This is a genomic window from Streptomyces sp. H39-S7, assembly GCF_027158205.1.
Classification (GTDB): domain Bacteria; phylum Actinomycetota; class Actinomycetes; order Streptomycetales; family Streptomycetaceae; genus Actinacidiphila.
The window spans coordinates 16,675-33,936 of sequence record NZ_JAPVLU010000040.1 but is presented as its reverse complement, the minus strand read 5'-3'; the positions used below and the strand labels follow the sequence as shown (position 1 = coordinate 33,936).

15 protein-coding genes and 4 tRNA genes are annotated in these 17,262 nt (G+C 70.9%); 10 read left to right on the top strand and 9 right to left on the bottom strand.

Features of this window, described 5'->3' with window-relative positions; translation table 11 throughout:
- Positions 1-22: 22 nt before the first annotated feature.
- Positions 23-274, bottom strand: a complete 252-nt coding sequence (locus O3X23_RS31320; RefSeq protein ID WP_269275506.1) for a hypothetical protein — start codon at positions 272-274, stop codon at positions 23-25.
- A gap of 122 nt (positions 275-396) precedes the next feature.
- Here O3X23_RS31320 and O3X23_RS31315 point away from each other — a divergent pair, with 122 nt between their 5' ends.
- From O3X23_RS31315 to gcl, 5 genes are all read left to right on the top strand, one after another.
- Positions 397-1,218, top strand: coding sequence for a TIM barrel protein (locus O3X23_RS31315; RefSeq protein WP_269275504.1), 822 nt, complete (start codon positions 397-399; stop codon positions 1,216-1,218).
- Positions 1,219-1,236: 18 nt separating this feature from the next.
- Entirely contained in the window at positions 1,237-2,136 is a 900-nt protein-coding gene (locus tag O3X23_RS31310) for a 2-hydroxy-3-oxopropionate reductase (protein ID WP_269275502.1), read from the top strand.
- A 285-nt stretch (positions 2,137-2,421) separates the two neighbouring features.
- Positions 2,422-3,879 carry a catalase gene (locus tag O3X23_RS31305; protein ID WP_269275500.1) on the top strand — a complete coding sequence of 486 codons (1,458 nt, stop codon included), beginning with the start codon at positions 2,422-2,424 and terminating at the stop codon, positions 3,877-3,879.
- A gap of 180 nt (positions 3,880-4,059) precedes the next feature.
- Positions 4,060-4,788, top strand: coding sequence for a hypothetical protein (locus O3X23_RS31300; protein WP_269275498.1), 729 nt, complete (start codon positions 4,060-4,062; stop codon positions 4,786-4,788).
- Between the two features lie 231 nt (positions 4,789-5,019).
- Positions 5,020-6,798 carry a glyoxylate carboligase gene (gcl, locus tag O3X23_RS31295; RefSeq protein WP_269275496.1) on the top strand — a complete coding sequence of 593 codons (1,779 nt, stop codon included), beginning with the start codon at positions 5,020-5,022 and terminating at the stop codon, positions 6,796-6,798.
- A 74-nt stretch (positions 6,799-6,872) separates the two neighbouring features.
- Here the strand turns inward: gcl and O3X23_RS31290 are convergent, their stop codons facing one another.
- Positions 6,873-8,531 (bottom strand): FAD-dependent oxidoreductase, encoded by a 1,659-nt coding sequence (locus O3X23_RS31290; RefSeq protein WP_269275494.1) that lies wholly within the window; start codon positions 8,529-8,531, stop codon positions 6,873-6,875.
- On the opposite strand from O3X23_RS31290, the gene O3X23_RS31285 reads away from it, so the two are divergent.
- The gene (locus O3X23_RS31285; protein WP_269275492.1) at positions 8,530-9,183 is read left to right on the top strand and encodes a TetR/AcrR family transcriptional regulator; all 654 of its coding nucleotides are present in this window, start codon (positions 8,530-8,532) and stop codon (positions 9,181-9,183) included. The two genes, O3X23_RS31290 and O3X23_RS31285, sit on opposite strands and share 2 nt — an antisense overlap.
- Here O3X23_RS31285 and O3X23_RS31280 read toward each other — a convergent pair.
- Together O3X23_RS31280 and O3X23_RS31275 are read right to left on the bottom strand one after the other, a co-directional pair.
- Positions 9,148-10,818, bottom strand: coding sequence for an AMP-binding protein (locus tag O3X23_RS31280; protein WP_269275490.1), 1,671 nt, complete (start codon positions 10,816-10,818; stop codon positions 9,148-9,150). The genes O3X23_RS31285 and O3X23_RS31280 overlap by 36 nt on opposite strands.
- On the bottom strand, positions 10,815-12,512 hold the full coding sequence (locus tag O3X23_RS31275; protein WP_269275488.1) for an AMP-binding protein: 1,698 nt from the start codon (positions 12,510-12,512) through the stop codon (positions 10,815-10,817). Before O3X23_RS31275 ends, O3X23_RS31280 begins: the two co-directional genes overlap by 4 nt.
- 96 nt (positions 12,513-12,608) lie before the next feature.
- On the opposite strand from O3X23_RS31275, the gene O3X23_RS31270 reads away from it, so the two are divergent.
- The 3 genes from O3X23_RS31270 to O3X23_RS31260 all read left to right on the top strand — a co-directional run bounded on the left by O3X23_RS31270 (position 12,609) and on the right by O3X23_RS31260 (position 14,807).
- Positions 12,609-13,481 carry a helix-turn-helix transcriptional regulator gene (locus O3X23_RS31270; RefSeq protein ID WP_269275486.1) on the top strand — a complete coding sequence of 291 codons (873 nt, stop codon included), beginning with the start codon at positions 12,609-12,611 and terminating at the stop codon, positions 13,479-13,481.
- Positions 13,482-13,559: 78 nt separating this feature from the next.
- A complete protein-coding gene (locus O3X23_RS31265) occupies positions 13,560-14,201 on the top strand; it encodes a LysE family translocator (RefSeq protein WP_269275485.1) in 642 nt (213 codons plus the stop codon).
- A gap of 147 nt (positions 14,202-14,348) precedes the next feature.
- Positions 14,349-14,807 carry a hypothetical protein gene (locus O3X23_RS31260; protein WP_269275483.1) on the top strand — a complete coding sequence of 153 codons (459 nt, stop codon included), beginning with the start codon at positions 14,349-14,351 and terminating at the stop codon, positions 14,805-14,807.
- Positions 14,808-14,828: 21 nt separating this feature from the next.
- Here O3X23_RS31260 and O3X23_RS31255 read toward each other — a convergent pair.
- The 5 genes from O3X23_RS31255 to O3X23_RS31235 all read right to left on the bottom strand — a co-directional run bounded on the left by O3X23_RS31255 (position 14,829) and on the right by O3X23_RS31235 (position 16,020).
- Positions 14,829-14,908 (bottom strand) — tRNA-Tyr (locus tag O3X23_RS31255).
- 4 nt (positions 14,909-14,912) lie between these two features.
- Positions 14,913-15,004: transfer RNA gene (locus O3X23_RS31250), tRNA-Ser, on the bottom strand.
- A 10-nt stretch (positions 15,005-15,014) separates the two neighbouring features.
- Positions 15,015-15,099: transfer RNA gene (locus O3X23_RS31245), tRNA-Ser, on the bottom strand.
- Positions 15,100-15,127: 28 nt separating this feature from the next.
- Positions 15,128-15,198 (bottom strand) — tRNA-Gln (locus tag O3X23_RS31240).
- A gap of 234 nt (positions 15,199-15,432) precedes the next feature.
- Complete coding sequence (locus tag O3X23_RS31235; protein ID WP_269275481.1) at positions 15,433-16,020, bottom strand: TetR/AcrR family transcriptional regulator; 588 nt, start codon at positions 16,018-16,020, stop codon at positions 15,433-15,435.
- 108 nt (positions 16,021-16,128) lie between these two features.
- On the opposite strand from O3X23_RS31235, the gene O3X23_RS31230 reads away from it, so the two are divergent.
- Positions 16,129-17,262, top strand: a complete 1,134-nt coding sequence (locus tag O3X23_RS31230) for an FAD-dependent oxidoreductase (protein ID WP_269275479.1) — start codon at positions 16,129-16,131, stop codon at positions 17,260-17,262.

Here is a 17,262-nt window from a genome sequence, read left to right as displayed (position 1 = left end):
AACGCGTGCCCCCCGGTCCCGGTCACTGATCACCCTCCCCGATGACACTCACCTGCAGCGAGACCCGGGTGGCGCCCGCGTCGACGGTGCGCCGCAGCAGCTCCGCCACCGCGGCCACCACCGCCTCGGGAGAGCCCTCGGCGGTGTTGCCGAACGGTCCGACGTCCACCGCGTCCAGGTCCGCCGCCCCGACGACCTCCCGGGCGACCAGCGCGTGGGCGGGAGCCTCGTCCAGGTCGAACGGTTCCGTGGTGAATTCCAGCCTCAGTTTCACGGGCCCAACCTAACCGGTCGGCCTCAGGTGGCGACATCCGCACTTGACAGCTGACATGGGGTTCGTTCAGTCTTCCGTTAAGCAGAAACTAACTTCCGCAATACGGAAGGAGCGCAACGCTAGTGAGCCTCTCCGAAGCGCGCTTCGATGTGAACCTCTCGATCCTCTTCACGGAACTCCCGCTCCTGGAGCGCCCCGCGGCAGCCGCCGCGGCCGGCTTCACGGCGGTCGAGCTGTGGTGGCCCTGGATCGAAACACCCACCCCCGCCCAGGCCGAACTCGACGCACTGCGCGACGCGCTGAACGACGCCGGCACCCAGCTGGTGGGCCTGAACTTCTACGCCGGGCAGCTGCCAGGCCCCGACCGGGGCGCGCTGTCGATCCCCGGCGAGGAGTCGGACCGCTTCCGCGCGAACATCGAGGTCGCCGCGGAATTCGCCCGGTCGCTCGGATGCAAGGCACTCAACGCGCTCTACGGCAACCGGGTCGAGGGCGTCGCCCCCGAGGTCCAGGACGCCCTGGCGCTGGAGAACCTGGTGCTGGCGGCCCGCGCCGCCGACCGGGTCGGCGCCATCCTCCTGGTGGAGGCGCTGAACAAGCCCGAGTCGCCGCTGTGCCCGATCGTCAGCGCACCGCGGGCGATCGAGGTCGTCGACCAGGTCAACGCGGCCACCGGACTGGGCAACGCCAAGTTCCTGATGGACCTGTACCACCTGTCGATGAACGGCGAGGACCTCGACGAGGTCATCGACCGCTACGCCGACAGGACCGGCCACGTGCAGATCGCCGACAACCCGGGCCGCGGCGCTCCGGGCACCGGCACGCTGCCGCTGGACGACCTCGTGGGCCGGCTGCGGAAGGCCGGTTACGACGGCTACGTCGGCCTCGAGTACAAGCCCACCGGCCCGAGCGCCGACAACTTCCAGTGGCTCTCCGCCCACTGATCCGAAAGGTCGCAGATCATGAGCTCCTCCCTTCCCAAGGTCGCTTGGATCGGCCTCGGCATCATGGGCTCCCCCATGGCCGAGAACCTGGTCAAGGCGGGCTACTCCGTCACCGGCTACACCCTTGAGCAGGACAAGCTGGACCGCCTGGCGGCCGCCGGCGGCACCGCCGCGGCCTCCATCGCCGAGGCCGTCAAGGACGCCGACGTCATCATCACGATGGTGCCGGCCTCCCCGCAGGTCGAGGCCATCGCCTACGGCGAGAACGGCATCCTGGAGAACGCCAAGTCCGGCGCGCTCCTGATCGACACCTCCTCGATCACCCCGCAGACCTCCGTCGACCTGGCGAAGGCCGCGGCCGCCAAGGGCATCCGCGTGCTGGACGCCCCGGTCTCCGGCGGCGAGGCCGGCGCCATCGAGGCCGTGCTGTCGATCATGGTCGGCGGCGACAAGGCCGACTTCGACATCGCCAAGCCGATCCTCGACAAGCTCGGCAGGACCATCGTCCTGTGCGGGCCGCACGGCTCCGGTCAGACGGTCAAGGCCGCCAACCAGCTCATCGTCGCGGTCAACATCCAGGCCTGCGCCGAGGCCGTGGTCTTCCTGGAGAAGTCCGGCGTGGACCTGGAGGCCGCGCTGGAGGTCCTCAACGGCGGGCTGGCCGGTTCCACCGTGCTGACCCGCAAGAAGGACAACTTCCTCAAGCGCGACTTCGCCCCGGGCTTCCGGATCGACCTGCACCACAAGGACATGGGCATCGTCACCGACGCCGCCCGCAACGTCGGCGCGGCCCTGCCCGTCGGCTCCGTCGTCGCCAACCTGGTCGCCTCGCTGCGCGCCCAGGGTGACGGTGGCCTGGACCACTCGGCGCTGCTGCGCGGCGTCGAGCGGCTGTCCGGCCTGCCCGTCAACGACTGACGCGTTCCCCGCCGGCTCCGGCCGGCCCGCGAGGCCCCGCCTCGCCCCCGATTCCGCCCGGCGGTGCGTGACCTGTCCTGTCGCGCCCAAACGCACCGCCGGGCGGCACCACACCTTGACCAAGCCTTTCACCACACCTTGGCCAAGCCCTGCGCCGAACCTCGCGCCAAACCTTGCGCCACCAGGAACTTCAACAAACTGTTGACATCCCTCGGGGCCGGTCCTTACTGTCCGGTCTACCGACCCACACGCTTTCGCTTCCCTTGGTAGTTACGGAAGGCCGCCATGCCCAAGCACACGCTGACAACCGAGTCCGGCGCCCCAGTCGCCGACAACCAGAACTCCGCCTCGGCCGGCGCCGGCGGCCCTCTGCTGATCCAGGACCAGCAGCTCATCGAGAAGCTGGCCCGTTTCAACCGTGAGCGCATCCCGGAGCGCGTCGTGCACGCCCGCGGCTCCGGCGCCTACGGCTACTTCGAGGTCACCGACGACGTCACCGGCTTCACCCGCGCGGACTTCCTCAACACGGTCGGCAAGCGCACCGAGACATTCATCCGCTTCTCGACCGTCGCGGACAGCCTCGGTGGCGCCGACGCCGTGCGCGACCCGCGCGGCTTCGCGCTGAAGTTCTACACCGAAGAGGGCAACTACGACCTCGTCGGCAACAACACCCCGGTGTTCTTCATCAAGGACCCGATCAAATTCCCGGACTTCATCCACTCGCAGAAGCGCGACCCGTTCACGGGCATCCAGGAAGCCGACAACGTCTGGGACTTCTGGTCGCACTCCCCCGAGGCGACCCACCAGATCACCTGGCTCTTCGGCGACCGCGGCATCCCGGCCTCGTACCGCCACATGAACGGCTTCGGCTCGCACACGTACCAGTGGACGAACGCGCAGGGCGAGGCGTTCTTCGTCAAGTACCACTTCAAGACCAACCAGGGCGTGCGCTCGCTCTCCTCGGAGCAGGCCGCCGAGCAGGTCGGCGCGGACGCCAACAGCCACCAGCGCGACCTCGTGCAGGCCATCGAGCGCGGGGTGAACCCGTCCTGGACGCTGCACGTGCAGATCATGCCCGCGGCCGAGGCGGCGGAGTACCGCTTCAACCCGTTCGACGTCACCAAGGTGTGGCCGCACGCGGACTACCCGCTGCAGCGCGTGGGCCGGCTCGTGCTGGACCGGAACCCGGACAACGTGTTCCAGGAGGTCGAGCAGGCCGCGTTCTCCCCGAACAACTTCGTGCCCGGCATCGGCCCGTCCCCGGACAAGATGCTCCAGGGCCGGCTCTTCGCCTACGCCGACGCGCAGCGCTACCGCCTGGGCGTCAACCACACCCTGCTGCCGGTCAACGCGCCGAAGGCGACCGAGGCCGTCAACTACGGCCGCGACGGCCTGGCGGCCACCCGCAACGGCAAGCGCGGCCCGAAGAACTACGAGCCCAACTCGTACGACGGCCCGGCGCAGACAGACCTGGCGCTGGCCGCCCCGCAGGCGGTGTCCGGACACACCGGCACCCACGAGGCCCCGCTGCACGTCAAGGACGACCACTTCTTCCAGGCCGGCGAACTCTACCGGCTGATGTCGGAGGACGAGAAGTCCCGGCTGATCGCGAACATCTCCGGGTTCCTCGCCCAGGTCACCCGCGACGACGTGATCGACCGCAACCTGGCCCACTTCCACGCCGCGGACACCGAGTACGGTGCGCGCGTGGAAGCGGCGGTCCGCGCGATCCGCGAGGGCTGACCCACAGACCGGCCCGCGCCACCGTGAACTTCTGAGGGGTAGGTCACGGTGGCGCGGGCTCTGGAATCCGCCCGGCGGCGCGACGACTGTCCTGTCGCGCCAACTGCGTCGCCGGGCGGCTCCAATCTCCTGCAAGATGGGGTAATACCCATTGCCGGAGCCCGCCTTGGAGTACGAACCATGGCAGAGAGTGTGCCCGTGCGCTGCCCGGCCTGCCGCCGCGAGCACGCGTTCAGCACCACCACCTACCCCTGCGCCTGTGGCACGCCGCTGACGCTCCCGCTGCTGCGCGGCGGAATCCCGGTCGAGATACGGCACCGTTCGTGGGACGACTCCTGGGTGAGCATGCGCTGCCCCGACTGCGGCCGGCAGGACCAGTGGCCGCAGCCCGAGTTCGGCTGCGACTGCGGCTCGGTGATCCGGATGCCGGTCGACACCGCGGCGCTCGCTCCCCCCGGTCCGGCCACGGCCGCCCTGCGCCCGCTGACCGCGGTCGCCGGGCCGCCACCGCCCGTCCGCCGGCCGCCGTTCCGCCCGGTCACCATCCGCACCGCCCGTGACGCGCTCACCGCCGCCGCCCAGTACCTGAAGTGGCTCGGCTTCGCCGGCGTCCGGGTGGCCGGCGACCACGCCGCCAACGGCATCGACCTGCGCGGCGACGACCTCGTGGCCCAGATCGACCCCACCACCGAGCCCACCGCGCTGCGCGACATCGAGTGCCTGTGGCTCAACTGCCTCAACGAGGACGCCGTCGGCGCCTTCTTCTCGCTGGCCGGCTACGCGCACGACGCGCGCCTGCGCGCCGACCAGTTGGGCGTCCCGCTGTTCGTGATGGACCTGACCGGCACCCCCCAGCCGGTCAACGACGCGGCCGACAGCCTCATGCGAACAGGGCCCGCCATCACCTGACCTTCCGCGAATGCACGTGTCACGAGAGCGGGTTGCCGGTCGGCAGCCCGCTTTTTGGTGTTCGGGACGGGTCGGAGGGCGGCTCCGCCTTGACGGGTTGCGGGCCTCGTTCTAGATTACTTCCATATAGCAGAACTAGACTTCCACATTACGGAAACTAGTACGACGGAAACCGGGCGCCCTGGCCTCGCAGCAAGAGCCCATCCCGACAGTCCGACCCAGGAGTACTCGATGCCTCGTATGACTGCCGCCCGTGCGGCCGTGGAGATCCTCAAGCTCGAGGGCGTCACCGACGCGTTCGGTGTGCCGGGCGCCGCGATCAACCCCTTCTACGCCGCGCTCAAGGCCGGCGGGGGCATCGACCACACGCTCGCCCGCCACGTCGAGGGCGCGTCCCACATGGCCGAGGGGTACACCCGCGCCAGCCCGGGCAACATCGGCGTCTGCATCGGCACGTCGGGCCCCGCCGGTACCGACATGATCACCGGGCTCTACTCGGCGATCGCCGACTCGATCCCGATCCTGTGCATCACCGGCCAGGCCCCGGTCGCGATGCTCCATAAGGAAGACTTCCAGGCCGTCGACATCGCCTCGATCGCCAAGCCGGTCACCAAGGCCGCCACCACGGTCCTGGAGGCCGCGCAGGTCCCCGGTGTCTTCCAGCAGGCGTTCCACCTGATGCGTTCGGGACGGCCGGGACCGGTCCTTATCGACCTGCCGATCGATGTGCAGCTGACCGAGATCGAGTTCGACCCCGAGACGTACCAGCCGCTGCCCGTCTACAAGCCGACCGCGTCCCGTGCCCAGATCGAGAAGGCGATCTCGCTGCTGCTCGCGTCCGAGCGCCCGCTGATCGTCGCCGGTGGCGGCATCATCAACGCCGACGCCTCCGAGCTGCTGGTCGAGTTCGCCGAGCTGACCGGCACGCCGGTCATCCCCACCCTGATGGGCTGGGGCATCATCGCCGACGACCACCCGCTGAACGCCGGCATGGTCGGCCTGCAGACCTCGCACCGCTACGGCAACGCGACGATGCTGGAGTCGGACTTCGTCCTCGGTATCGGCAACCGCTGGGCCAACCGCCACACCGGCAAGCTCGACGTCTACACCAAGGGCCGGAAGTTCGTCCACGTCGACATCGAGCCCACCCAGATCGGCAAGATCTTCCCGCCCGAGTACGGGATCGCCTCGGACGCCAAGGCCGCGCTGGAGCTCTTCGTCGAGGTCGCGAAGGAGCTCAAGGCCGCGGGCCGGCTGCCCGACCGCGCCGAGTGGGCCGCGTCCACCCAGCACCGCAAGGCCACCCTCCAGCGCCGTACGCACTTCGACAACGTGCCGATCAAGCCGCAGCGCGTCTACGAGGAGATGAACCGCGCCTTCGGCCCGGAGACCCGGTACGTCACCACCATCGGCCTCTCCCAGATCGCCGGCGCGCAGATGCTGCACGTCTACAAGCCGCGGCACTGGATCAACTGCGGCCAGGCCGGCCCGCTCGGCTGGACCATCCCGGCCGCGCTGGGTGTCGCCAAGGCCGACCCCGAGGGAACGGTCGTCGCGCTCTCCGGCGACTACGACTTCCAGTTCATGCTCGAAGAGCTGGCCGTCGGCGCGCAGCACAAGATCCCGTACGTCCACGTCCTGGTGAACAACGCGTACCTGGGCCTGATCCGCCAGGCGCAGCGCAACCTCGACATCAACTTCCAGGTCAACCTCGAGTTCGAGAACATCAACTCCCCGGAGCTGGGCGTCTACGGCGTCGACCACGTCAAGGTCGTCGAGGGCCTGGGCTGCAAGGCGATCCGGGTCACCGAGCCGGACCAGTTGCTGCCCGCCTTCGAGCTGGCCAAGAAGCTGGCCGCGGAGTACCGCGTCCCGGTGGTCGTCGAGGCGATCCTGGAGCGCATCACCAACATCTCGATGAGCGGCAGCGACATCGCCAGCGTCAACGAGTGGGAAGACGTCGCCACCGAGCCGGGCCACGCCCCGACCGCGGTCCTGCCGCTCGTCTGATCCCGCCGCACTCGTCGTGCCCGACCGCGCCCCCCGGCGACCTGACCACCCGGGGGGCGCGGTCGTGTCGCGCTCTAACCCCGCAGCGATCCGAGGTAGTCGTGTACGGCCCGCGCGTCGCCCGCCCGGGCGGTGAGCGCTATGTGGCCGTCCGGGCGGACGAGCACCAGGGCGTCGCCGGTGACGCCGTACTCCCGGGCCGCGTGCCCCTCGAAGTCGTCCAGGGCGCCGGGGCCCGATCCGATCAGGTAGCTCCACACCGAGTCGCCGTGCCGCTCCGTGCTCTCCCGGAGCGCCGCCGCGCTGGCGGCGCCGAAGCCGAGCAGCGTGAAGTGCGTGCCGCTGAAGATTTCGAAAAGCCGGACGGCGGCGCCGTCGGCGTCCCGCAGCGGGGCGTCGGGCGCGCGGTCCCCGGCGCGCAGCGGGGCGTCGTCGGTCCGCGCGTCGCGCTCCACGGCCAGCGAACCCCAGCGGTAGCCCAGTCGCAGGCCGAGGATGTCGGGCGTGATCACACCTTCCGTTCCGCTGCCCGCGGTCCTGATCGACCGGGAGACCGCCCGCCACAGCTCACCGCTGGTGTCGATCGTCCAGGCCGCGATCGGCAGCCGCTCCTCCTCGTAGGTGTCGACCAGTCCGTCGCCGGCCCGGCCCGCGGCCGCCAGCGCGAGTTTCCAGCCGAGGTTGTACGCGTCCTGGATACCGGTGTTCATGCCGAGGCCGCCCGCTATGGAGTGCACATGGGCGGCATCCCCGGCGAGCAGGACCCGGCCGACGCGGAACCGGTCGGCGATGCGCTCGTTGACGTGGTAGGTGGAGATCCAGGCGGGGTTGGTGAGCTTGATGCCGGGGATCCGCGCGTGCCGGTCGAACAGGCGCTGGAAGCTCTCCAGCGATGCCTCCACCCGCAGTCCCGCCGCGTCCCGCTCGGGGGACGCCTGGAGCTGGAACACCGAGCTGCCGGGCAGCGGGCAGAGCATGATGCCGCCGTCCGCGTCGATCCACTGGTGCCAGAGCTCCTGACTCAGGCCCTCGGCCTCGACATCACCGATGACCATCGTCTGCTCCTGCAGTGTCCGGCCCTCGAAGGTGATCGGCAGCGCCTTGCGAATCCCGCTGCGGCCGCCGTCACACCCCACCAGGTAGGACACCTCGATCCGCTCACCATCCGCGAGCGTGGCCGTCACCACGTCGCCGGCCTGCTCGAACCCGGTCAGCTCGGTGCCGAACTCGACGCGCACGCCCCACTCGGCGAGCCGGTCCCGCAGCACCCGCTCGACGTTCCACTGCGCGATCAGCAGCCCGCGGACATACGGGGTGCCGGGCGCCGGCGCGAACTTCTCGAAGGGGTCGGTGTCGGAGACCGCCTCGCCGTCACGGTACTTGCGGAAGAACAGGTCGTCGCGCCCGAACGCCTGGAGGCGGTCGAGGATCCCCATGCCCTCGAAGACCTCCAGGCTGCGCGCGTTGAGCCCCTTTCCCCGTGAACCCCTCTGCGGCTCCGGGGACCGCTCCACGATCCGGACGGCGGTTCCGCGCCGGGCCAGTTCACAGGCCAGCGTCAGCCCGGTCGGTCCCGCTCCCACGATCAGCACGCTGCTCATCGGCTGTCCTCTCCTCAACGCTCGGTCGCTGTCCGTAGCAACAGCGACACGACGATATAAACATGACCGAGTCACAAATACAACCCAGTAACGTTTCTGACTTCGTTGCACTTCAGCTAGGATCGGCGCCATGGACGAGAACCGGCCCGGGCCGCCGAGCGGACTGCGGGAACTGAAGAAGGCCCGAACCCGGCAGAACATCTCCGACACCGCCATCGAGCTGTTCCTCAGGCGCGGGTTCGACCAGGTACCGGTCGCCGAGATCGCCGCCGCGGCCGAGGTGTCCAAACCGACACTCTTCCGGTACTTCCCCGCCAAGGAGGACCTGGCGCTGCACCGGTTCGCCGATCACGAGGGCGAGTTCGCCCGGGTGGTGCGGGAGCGCCCCGCGGACCGGGCACCGCTCACTGCGCTGCGCCTGCACTGGGCGGCGGGGCTCGACGCCCGCGATCCGGTGACCGGGCTCAACGACACCCCCGGCGTGCTGGCGTACCTCGCGATGCTCTACTCGGCGCCCAGCCTGGTGGCCCGGATGACCGAGTACAGCGGCCGGGACCAGGAAGCGCTGGCCGGGGCGCTGCGGGAGGCCTCGTCGGCGCCCGACGACCTGGTGCCGCACCTGGCGGCTGCGCAGATCATCGCCGTGCGCCAGGTCCTGGCTCTGGCGAACTCGCGGAAGCTGGCGGACGGCCGCAGCGCCGACGAGGTGTATCCCGAGGCGGTCACGGAGCTCGACCGGGCCTTCGGTCTACTGGGGCAGGGGCTGGCCGCCCGCTTCGGATGACATCCGGCGGACCGCCTCCTCGCGCAGCTCGATCTTGCGTATCTTGCCGCTGACCGTCATCGGGAAGGCGTCCAGCAGGCGCAGCAGGCGCGGGATCTTGTAGTGCGCGAGCCGGCCCCGGCAGAAGGCGTCGAGCTCCTGCAGCGTGAGCGGTTCCGCGGTGTCGCGAAGGACCACACAGGCCAGGATCTCCTCGCCGTACCGCTCGTCCGGCACCCCGACGACCTGCACGTCGGCAATCTTCGGGTGGGTGTACAGAAACTCCTCGATCTCCCGCGGATAGACGTTCTCCCCACCCCGGATGATCATGTCCTTGATGCGGCCGACGATGGACAGATAGCCATCGGGCCGCATCACCGCGAGGTCGCCGGTGTGCATCCAGCGCGCGGCGTCGATCGCCTCCGCGGTCCGCTCCGGCTCCTCCCAGTACCCCAGCATCACCGAATAGCCGCGGGTGCACAGCTCACCCGCCGTGCCGCGCGGCACGGTCGCGCCGGTCGCCGGATCGGCGACCTTCACCTCCAGATGCGGCAGGACGCGGCCGACGGTGGCGGTGCGGCGCTCCAGATCGTCCTCACGCCGGGTCTGGGTGGAGACGGGCGACGTCTCCGTCATGCCGTAGGCGATGGACACCTCGGCCATGTGCATCTCGGCGACCACCCGCTTCATCACCTCGACGGGGCAGGGCGACCCGGCCATGATCCCGGTGCGCAGCGAGGACAGGTCGAAGGTCGCGAAGTCCGGCAGGTCCAGCTCGGCGATGAACATCGTCGGCACGCCGTAGAGCGAGGTACAGCGCTCCCGCTCGACCGCATGCAGGGTGGCGACCGGGTCGAACGCGGGGGCCGGGATGACGATGCAGGCACCGTGACTGGTGGCGCCCAGGTTCCCCATCACCATGCCGAAGCAGTGGTAGAAGGGGACGGGCAGGCACACCCGGTCGTGCTCCGTGTAGCCGACCATCTCACCCACGAAGTACCCGTTGTTGAGGATGTTGTGGTGCGAGAGCGTGGCGCCCTTGGGGAAGCCGGTGGTGCCCGAGGTGTACTGGATGTTGACCGGGTCGTCGCAGCTGTTCGCCGCCTCGCACGCCGCCAGGTGCCCGGCGGGCGTCACCGACCCGCCCGCCAGCAGCTCGTCCCAGCTCGGGTCGCCGATGTACACGACCTCCCGCAGCAGCGGACAGCCGCCGCGCACCTGCTCCGTCATCGCCCGGTAGTCGCTGGCCTTGTAAACGGTCGAGGCGATCAGCACCCCGATGCCGGCCTGCCGGAGGACGAACTCCAGCTCGTGCACCCGGTAGGCCGGGTTGATGTTGACCATGACCGCGCCGAGCCGGGCCGTCGCGTACTGGACGAGCACCCACTCCGGACAGTTCACCGCCCAGATGCCGACCCGGTCGCCGCGGGCCACGCCCTTGGCCGCCAGCCCCAGCGCCACCTCGTCGACCGCCCGGCCGAACTCGGCGTAGGTCCAGCGGCGGCCGGTCGGCACGTCCACCAGGGCCTCGCGCCCGGGGTGGGCGGCGACGGCCCGGTCCAGGTTGCGGCCGATGGTGTCTCCGAGCAGCGGGGTGGTGCCGGTGCCGCTCGCGTAGGACAGTTCGGCCGGGGGTATCCGCTCGGTCGCCGTCATCGGTGGTCCTCCTCGCGGTACTCGGCGCCGCCGTCCCGGGCGGTGGCCTCGCGCAGCTCGATCCGGCGGATCTTGCCGGAGACGGTCTTGGGCAGATCCGCGAACTCCAGGCGGCGGATGCGCTGGTACGGGGCGAGCGCCGCGCGGGAGTGCGCGAAGATCGCCTTCGCGGTCTCCGCGCCCGGCTCCCAGCCCGCCGCGAGCACGACGTACGCCTTCGGCACGGCCAGCCGCAGCGGGTCGGGCGCCGGGACGACGGCGGCCTCGGCGACCGCCTCGTGCTCCAGCAGCACGCTCTCCAGCTCGAACGGGGAGATCTTGTAGTCCGACGCCTTGAACACGTCGTCGGAGCGGCCGACGTAGGTGATGTAGCCGTCGGCGTCGCGCGAACCGATGTCGCCCGTGCGGTAGTAGCCGTCCGCCATCGCCGCCGCGGTGCGATCGGGGTCGCCCGCGTAGCCGGTCATCAGCCCCACCGGGCGCTGGGTGAGGTCCAGGCAGATCTCGCCCTCGTCGCCCGGCTCTCCGGTGACGGGGTCGACGAGCGCGACCACGTAACCGGGGCTCGGGCGGCCCATCGAGCCGGTCTTCAGCGGCTGGCCGGGGCTGTTGGCGACCTGCACCGCCGTCTCCGTCTGGCCGAAACCGTCCCGGATGGTGACGCCCCAGGACCTGCGGACGTGCTCGATGACCTCGGGGTTCAGCGGCTCACCCGCCGCGACCACCTCGCGCGGCGGGGTGCGCAGCGCGCTCAGGTCCGCCTGGATCAGCATCCGCCACACGGTCGGCGGGGCGCAGAAGCTGGTCACCTCGCAGCGGTCCATCTCCGCCATCAGCCGGGCCGCGTCGAAGCGGGTGTAGTTGTGGATGAAGACCGTCGCCTCGGCGTTCCACGGCGCGAAGAGGTTGCTCCAGGCGTGCTTGGCCCACCCGGGCGAGGAGATGTTGAGGTGGACGTCCCCGGGCTGGAGGCCGATCCAGTACATGGTGGCCAGATGCCCGGCGGGGTACGAGAGGTGGGTCTGCTCGACGAGCTTGGGCCGGGCGGTGGTGCCGGAGGTGAAGTAGAGCATCAGCGGGTCGGAGCCCCGGGTGGGGCCGTCGGGCTCGAAGGAGGCGGGGCTCGCGTACGCCTCCTCGTAGGGGTGCCAGTCCAGGGCCTCGCCGCCGACGACCACGCGGGTGTAGTCCCCCGGCACCTCGTCGAACTTGGCGGCGTCCCCGGCCCTGACCACGACATGCTGGGCGCCGCCGCGCTCGATGCGGTCCAGCAGGTCGCCAGGACCGAGCAGCGGGGTAGCGGGGATGACGACGGCACGCAGCTTCATCGCGGCGAGCGCGGTCTCCCACAGCTCGACCTGATTGCCGAGCATGACGACGATCCGGTCGCCGGCCCGCACCCCCAGGCCCCTGAGGTGGTTCGCGACGCGGTTCGACCGGTCGGCCAGCTCCGCGAAGGAGTAGACGCCCTCGGAGCCGTCCTCCTCCACGATCCACAGCGCCGTGCGGTCGTTGTCCCGGGCGATGTGGTCGAACCAGTCCAGCGCCCAGTTGAAGTACTCGGGCTCGGGCCAGCGGAACCCCGCGTAGGCCGTCGCGTACTCCTCGCGGTGCCGCAGCAGGAAGTCCCGGGCCGCCCGGAACTCCCCCGTCGGCCCCTCGGCCCCTCCGGTCGTCGCACCGATCGCCGCCATGTGCCCTCCTCCGTGCTTGACCGCTGAGTAGCATCGTCCATCCAGTGACCCGGGTCTCACCACCCCCGGACGGGGGTGTCGGGCTGAAGGAGTGACGTGAGCGAATCCGGCGAAGCCGTCGACGTACGGGCGGCCCTGCTGCGCATGCGGCGGTCCGGCGGGCTGCCGGTCGCCTTCGGCGGCCTGCTCTCGGCCGGGCGCCAACTGCGGATCTCGGAGCTGGCGGGCACGGAGACCTCCGCCCTGCGCACCCTGGCCATCACCCCGGGCAACGGCCTGGGCGGAAAGGCCATCGCCCTGTCCCGGCCGTTCTCCGTGACCGACTACCACGCGTCGCGGGTGATCAGCCACGAGTACGACCAGGCCGTCGCCGCCGAGGGCCTGCGGTCCGTCCTGGCGGTGCCGGTGGTGGTCCGCAGCAGGGTCCGGGGCGTGCTGTACGGCGCGCTGCGCCAGCCGATGACGCTCGGGGACCGGCCGCTGACCGCCGCCGTGGACGCGGCGCGGGAGCTGGAGCAGTCCCTCGCCGTCCGTGACGAGGCGCACCGGCTGCTGGCCCTCTTCCACCAGCCGGTCTCCGTCGACCCGCAGGCCTGGGAGGAGGTCCGCGAGGCACACGGCGAACTGCGCGCGCTCGCCCCGCTGATCACCGACCCCCGGCTGCGGCAGGCGCTGCTGACCGCCTGCGGGCGGATCGCCGCCGCGTCGGGGGCGGCCGGGCGGGACGCCCAGGTCTCCGAGGTCTCCGAGTACCTGCCGCCGACGGCACCCGTCTCCCCGCTCACGCCGCGCGAGATCGACGTGCTCGCGGCGGTGGCCTCGGGCGCGACGAACGCGGCCGCCGGGCGGCGGCTGGGGCTGCGGCCGGAAACCGTCAAGAGCTATCTGCGCTCGGCGATGCGAAAACTGGGTGCCCACACCCGGCTGGAGGCGGTAGTGTCCGCGCGCCGGGCGGGGCTGCTGCCCTGACCCGATCGGGCTGAGCCGATCGGGCCGACCCGATCGGGTCGCTGCAGCCCGGCACGGCTCGTCCCGGAGGTGATGGTGATGGTGTCGACCGACCGCCTGCTGGCGTTCGCCGCGATGTCCCTGCTGCTGGTCCTGATACCGGGCCCCAGCGTGTTGTTCGTCCTCGGCCGGGCCCTCGCCCACGGCCGCCGCACGGCCCTGGAGAGCGTGCTCGGCAACACGGTGGGCTCCTACGTCCTCGTCGTCGCGGTCTCCCTCGGGCTCGGCTCGCTCGTGGCAGGCTCCGCGGCGGTGTTCCTGGCGCTGAAGCTGGGAGGCGCCGCGTATCTGGTCTTCCTCGGGGTGAAGGCGCTGCGGCACCGCCGCGACCTGGCCATGGAGCAGGACGTCCCCGGCAGCGCCGCGCGCGGCGGCCTGCGGACCCTGTGGGAGGGGTTCGTGGTGGGCGTGACGAACCCCAAGACGATGGTGTTCTTCGCCGCCGTGCTCCCGCAGTTCGTGGACCGGTCGGCGGGCCGCGTGCACCTGCAACTGCTCATCCTGGGGATGGTGTTCAGCCTGACCGCGCTGGTCTTCGACAGCCTGTGGGCGCTCACCGCCTCCGCCGCCCGCACCTGGTTCGCCCGCTCCCCGCGCCGCCTCGCCGCCATCGGCGGAACGGGCGGACTGGCGATGATCGGCCTCGGCGTCACGGTCGCGGTGACGGGCCGGAGCGACTGACCGCGGCCCGCGCCGGGTCCGTCCAGGGCGATACCTCGCGTGTCCGCCCATACCTCGCGCGCCGCGTACTTCAATCCTCAACTTCCCTATGCCACAGGGATGTTGACGCCTACTCTTGCCCGCAGCACCAGACGCCAAGGAGTCGCGGTGGGCAAGCGCCAATTAGGACAATATCCTCAGTCCCGCTACACACATCTGCTCTCCTCCGAACGCAGCGGCAACTACACGGAGCACCGGCCGGCGACCTTCGAGATCCCCGTCGAACGGCCCACCAAAGGGTGCCAGTCGTGCACCCTCGCCTGCGAGACCTGCCGGACATCCCTCACATACACGGTCTTCTCCATCCCCGCGACGAGGGCGCGCCGTTGGGCGTGGCTGCTGACCACGCTGATGGGAAGCGCCTCGATGCTCGTCTCGGGGCTCACGATCCACCACCTCGGCGGCCGCCTCGGCGAGCCGGGCGAGAGCCTCACCGGACTGCTCGCCCTGGGCTCCGTCGGCGGCTTCATCGTCGCCGCCGTCGGGCTGAGCTTCTGGTGGTACGAGGACGGCGTCCGCGGCCCCGGCCGGCTGATGGGCATCGGCGGCCACACGATCAAGCGCTGACGGCGCGCCGTCTGTTCCGGGTGGGCGAAGGAGGATTCGAACCTCCACAGCCGAAGCGGGGGCTTTACAAGCCCTTGGGATCACCGATTCCCGGTTCGCCCGGAGCGGAGGAGGTGGGGGTCGAACCCACACGGGTGCTCACGCACCCCAACGGTTTTCGGGACCGCGGCCGGCGCCACCTATCGGCTGGCTCCTCCAGGACATACGCGGAGAGTGCGCGGATCGAACGCGCGCGGGCTCGCACCCGACTACGGCTTAGCAAGCCGCTGCCTTACCACTCGGCCAACTCTCCTCGGCCGCGCCCGGCGGACACGGCCAAGCTGCCGGACGAGGACTCGAACCTCGACTTCCTGATCCAGAATCAGGCGTGCTGCCATTGCACCATCCGGCACGGACGTCGGGCGGCGACAGAAAAGCCGCCCTGTCGGGGGTTTCCCGCGGGCGGCTCGGCGACTTCCGTCAGCGACGGCTACGTGGCCTGCCCGGGGCTCCCCTGCTGGGAACGGGTACTCGAAGAGCGCTGATACGCCTGTGACAGACCGGCCTGGATGTTCATCCTGCGCTCCCCTCTCGCCTCGTCGGTGGTGTCACCACTGTGCCGGGCGGCGCCCGTTGGGGCAACGGATTATCCGACGGACTGCCCCTGGCCCAGCACGGCCGCGATGGCCGGGGCGTAGGAGTCCTCGATCTCGTCCGGGGTGAGGGCGGTGACGGCCGGCAGGCGCACGAGGTAGCGGGTGAGGGCGAGGCCGAGGAGCTGGGCGGAGACCAGACCCGCCCGGCGGGCGGTCCCGGGGCCCGCCGCGGCCAGGGCCGGGACGAGCGCGGGGGCCACCTGGCGGGCGAAGATGTCGCGCATGCGGGCGGCGGCCTGGTCGTTGGTGACGGCCGAGCGCAGCAGGACCAGGAGCGCGTCGCCGGTGGGGTTGCCCTCCCAGCGGTCGAGGAAGTGGCGGACCAGCACCCGCGGCAGCTCGGCGGGGGGAACGGCCGTGAGGTCCGGCAGGTGCAGGTCGATGGCGAGGGCCGCTTCGAACAGGCCCTCCTTGCTGCCGAAGTAGCGCATGACCATGGATGGGTCGATGTCCGCGTCGGCCGCGACCGCCCGGATGGTGGTGCGCTCGTAACCGTGGCCGGCGAAGCGATCCCGGGCGGCGGCGAGGATGGCGGATTTCGTCTGGTCCGAGCGGCGCGGCTTCTCTGGTTCGGTCACATCAACGAGCGTAGGCCAACAAGCGTTGACAAGCCAGCGGCGTCCGGCGCATCATGTCAACAGACGTTGGCCAACGCGTGTTGGCATCGCAGTCGAAGGGGGCTCCACATGAACGCCGCCGCACTCCCCGCCACCACCCGGGTCGCGATCGTGGGCGCCGGGCCGACCGGGCTCGCACTGGCCGTCGCACTGGCCGAGGCCGGTGTCGGCTCTGTCCTGCTGGACAAGCTCGCCGAGGGCGCCAACACCTCCCGCGCCGGGGTGGTGCACGCCCGGACGCTCGAGGTGCTGGACGAACTGGGAGCCTCGGCGGCCCTGATCGAGCGCGGACTGGTCATCGACCGGTTCCGTGTCCGCGACGGTGCGCGCAAGCTCGCCGCGCTGGACTTCAGCCGGCTGCCGACCCCGCACCCGTACACCCTGATGGTGCCGCAGTACGACACCGAGGCCGTCCTCCTGGCGCGGCTGCGTGAACTCGGCGGTGACGTGCACCGCCCCTACGAGGTCGTCAAGGCCGAGCAGGACGACGACGGGGTGACCCTGACGATGGCCACCGGCGAGACGCTGCGCGCCGAGTACGCGGTCGGCGCGGACGGCATGCACAGCATCGTCCGTGAGGCGGCCGGCATCGGGTTCTCGGGCAGCGCGTACGAGCAGTCGTTCGTGCTCGCCGACGTGACGATGGAGTGGGCCCCGGGCCGCGACGCGGTGTCGCTGCAGTTCCACGCGGCGGGGCTGATCGTCATCGCCCCGCTGCCGCAGGACCGCTACCGCGTCGTCGCCACCGTCGACGACGCCCCGCGCGAGCCGGACGCCGACTACGTCCAGCGCATCCTCGACGAGCGGGCGCCCGGCCAGGCGAAGATCACCGGGATGGTGTGGAGTTCACGCTTCCGGGTGCACCACCGGATCGCCGACTCCTACCGCAACGGCCGGCTGCTGCTCGCCGGGGACGCCGCGCACGTGCACAGCCCGGCCGGCGGCCAGGGGATGAACACCGGCATCCAGGACGCCTTCGCGCTCGGCCGGGCCATCGCACGGGACCGGCTGGACGGCTACGAGGCGCAGCGCCGCCCGGTCGCCGAGCGGGTCGTGGCGTTCACCGACCGGATGACCCGGATCGCCACCACCCGCAGCCGCGTGCTGCGCACCGTGCGCAATCTGGTGCTGCCGGTGGTCAGCCGGATCCCGGCCTTCCGTACCCGGCTCACCACCGAGCTGTCCGAGCTGAACTACCGCTGA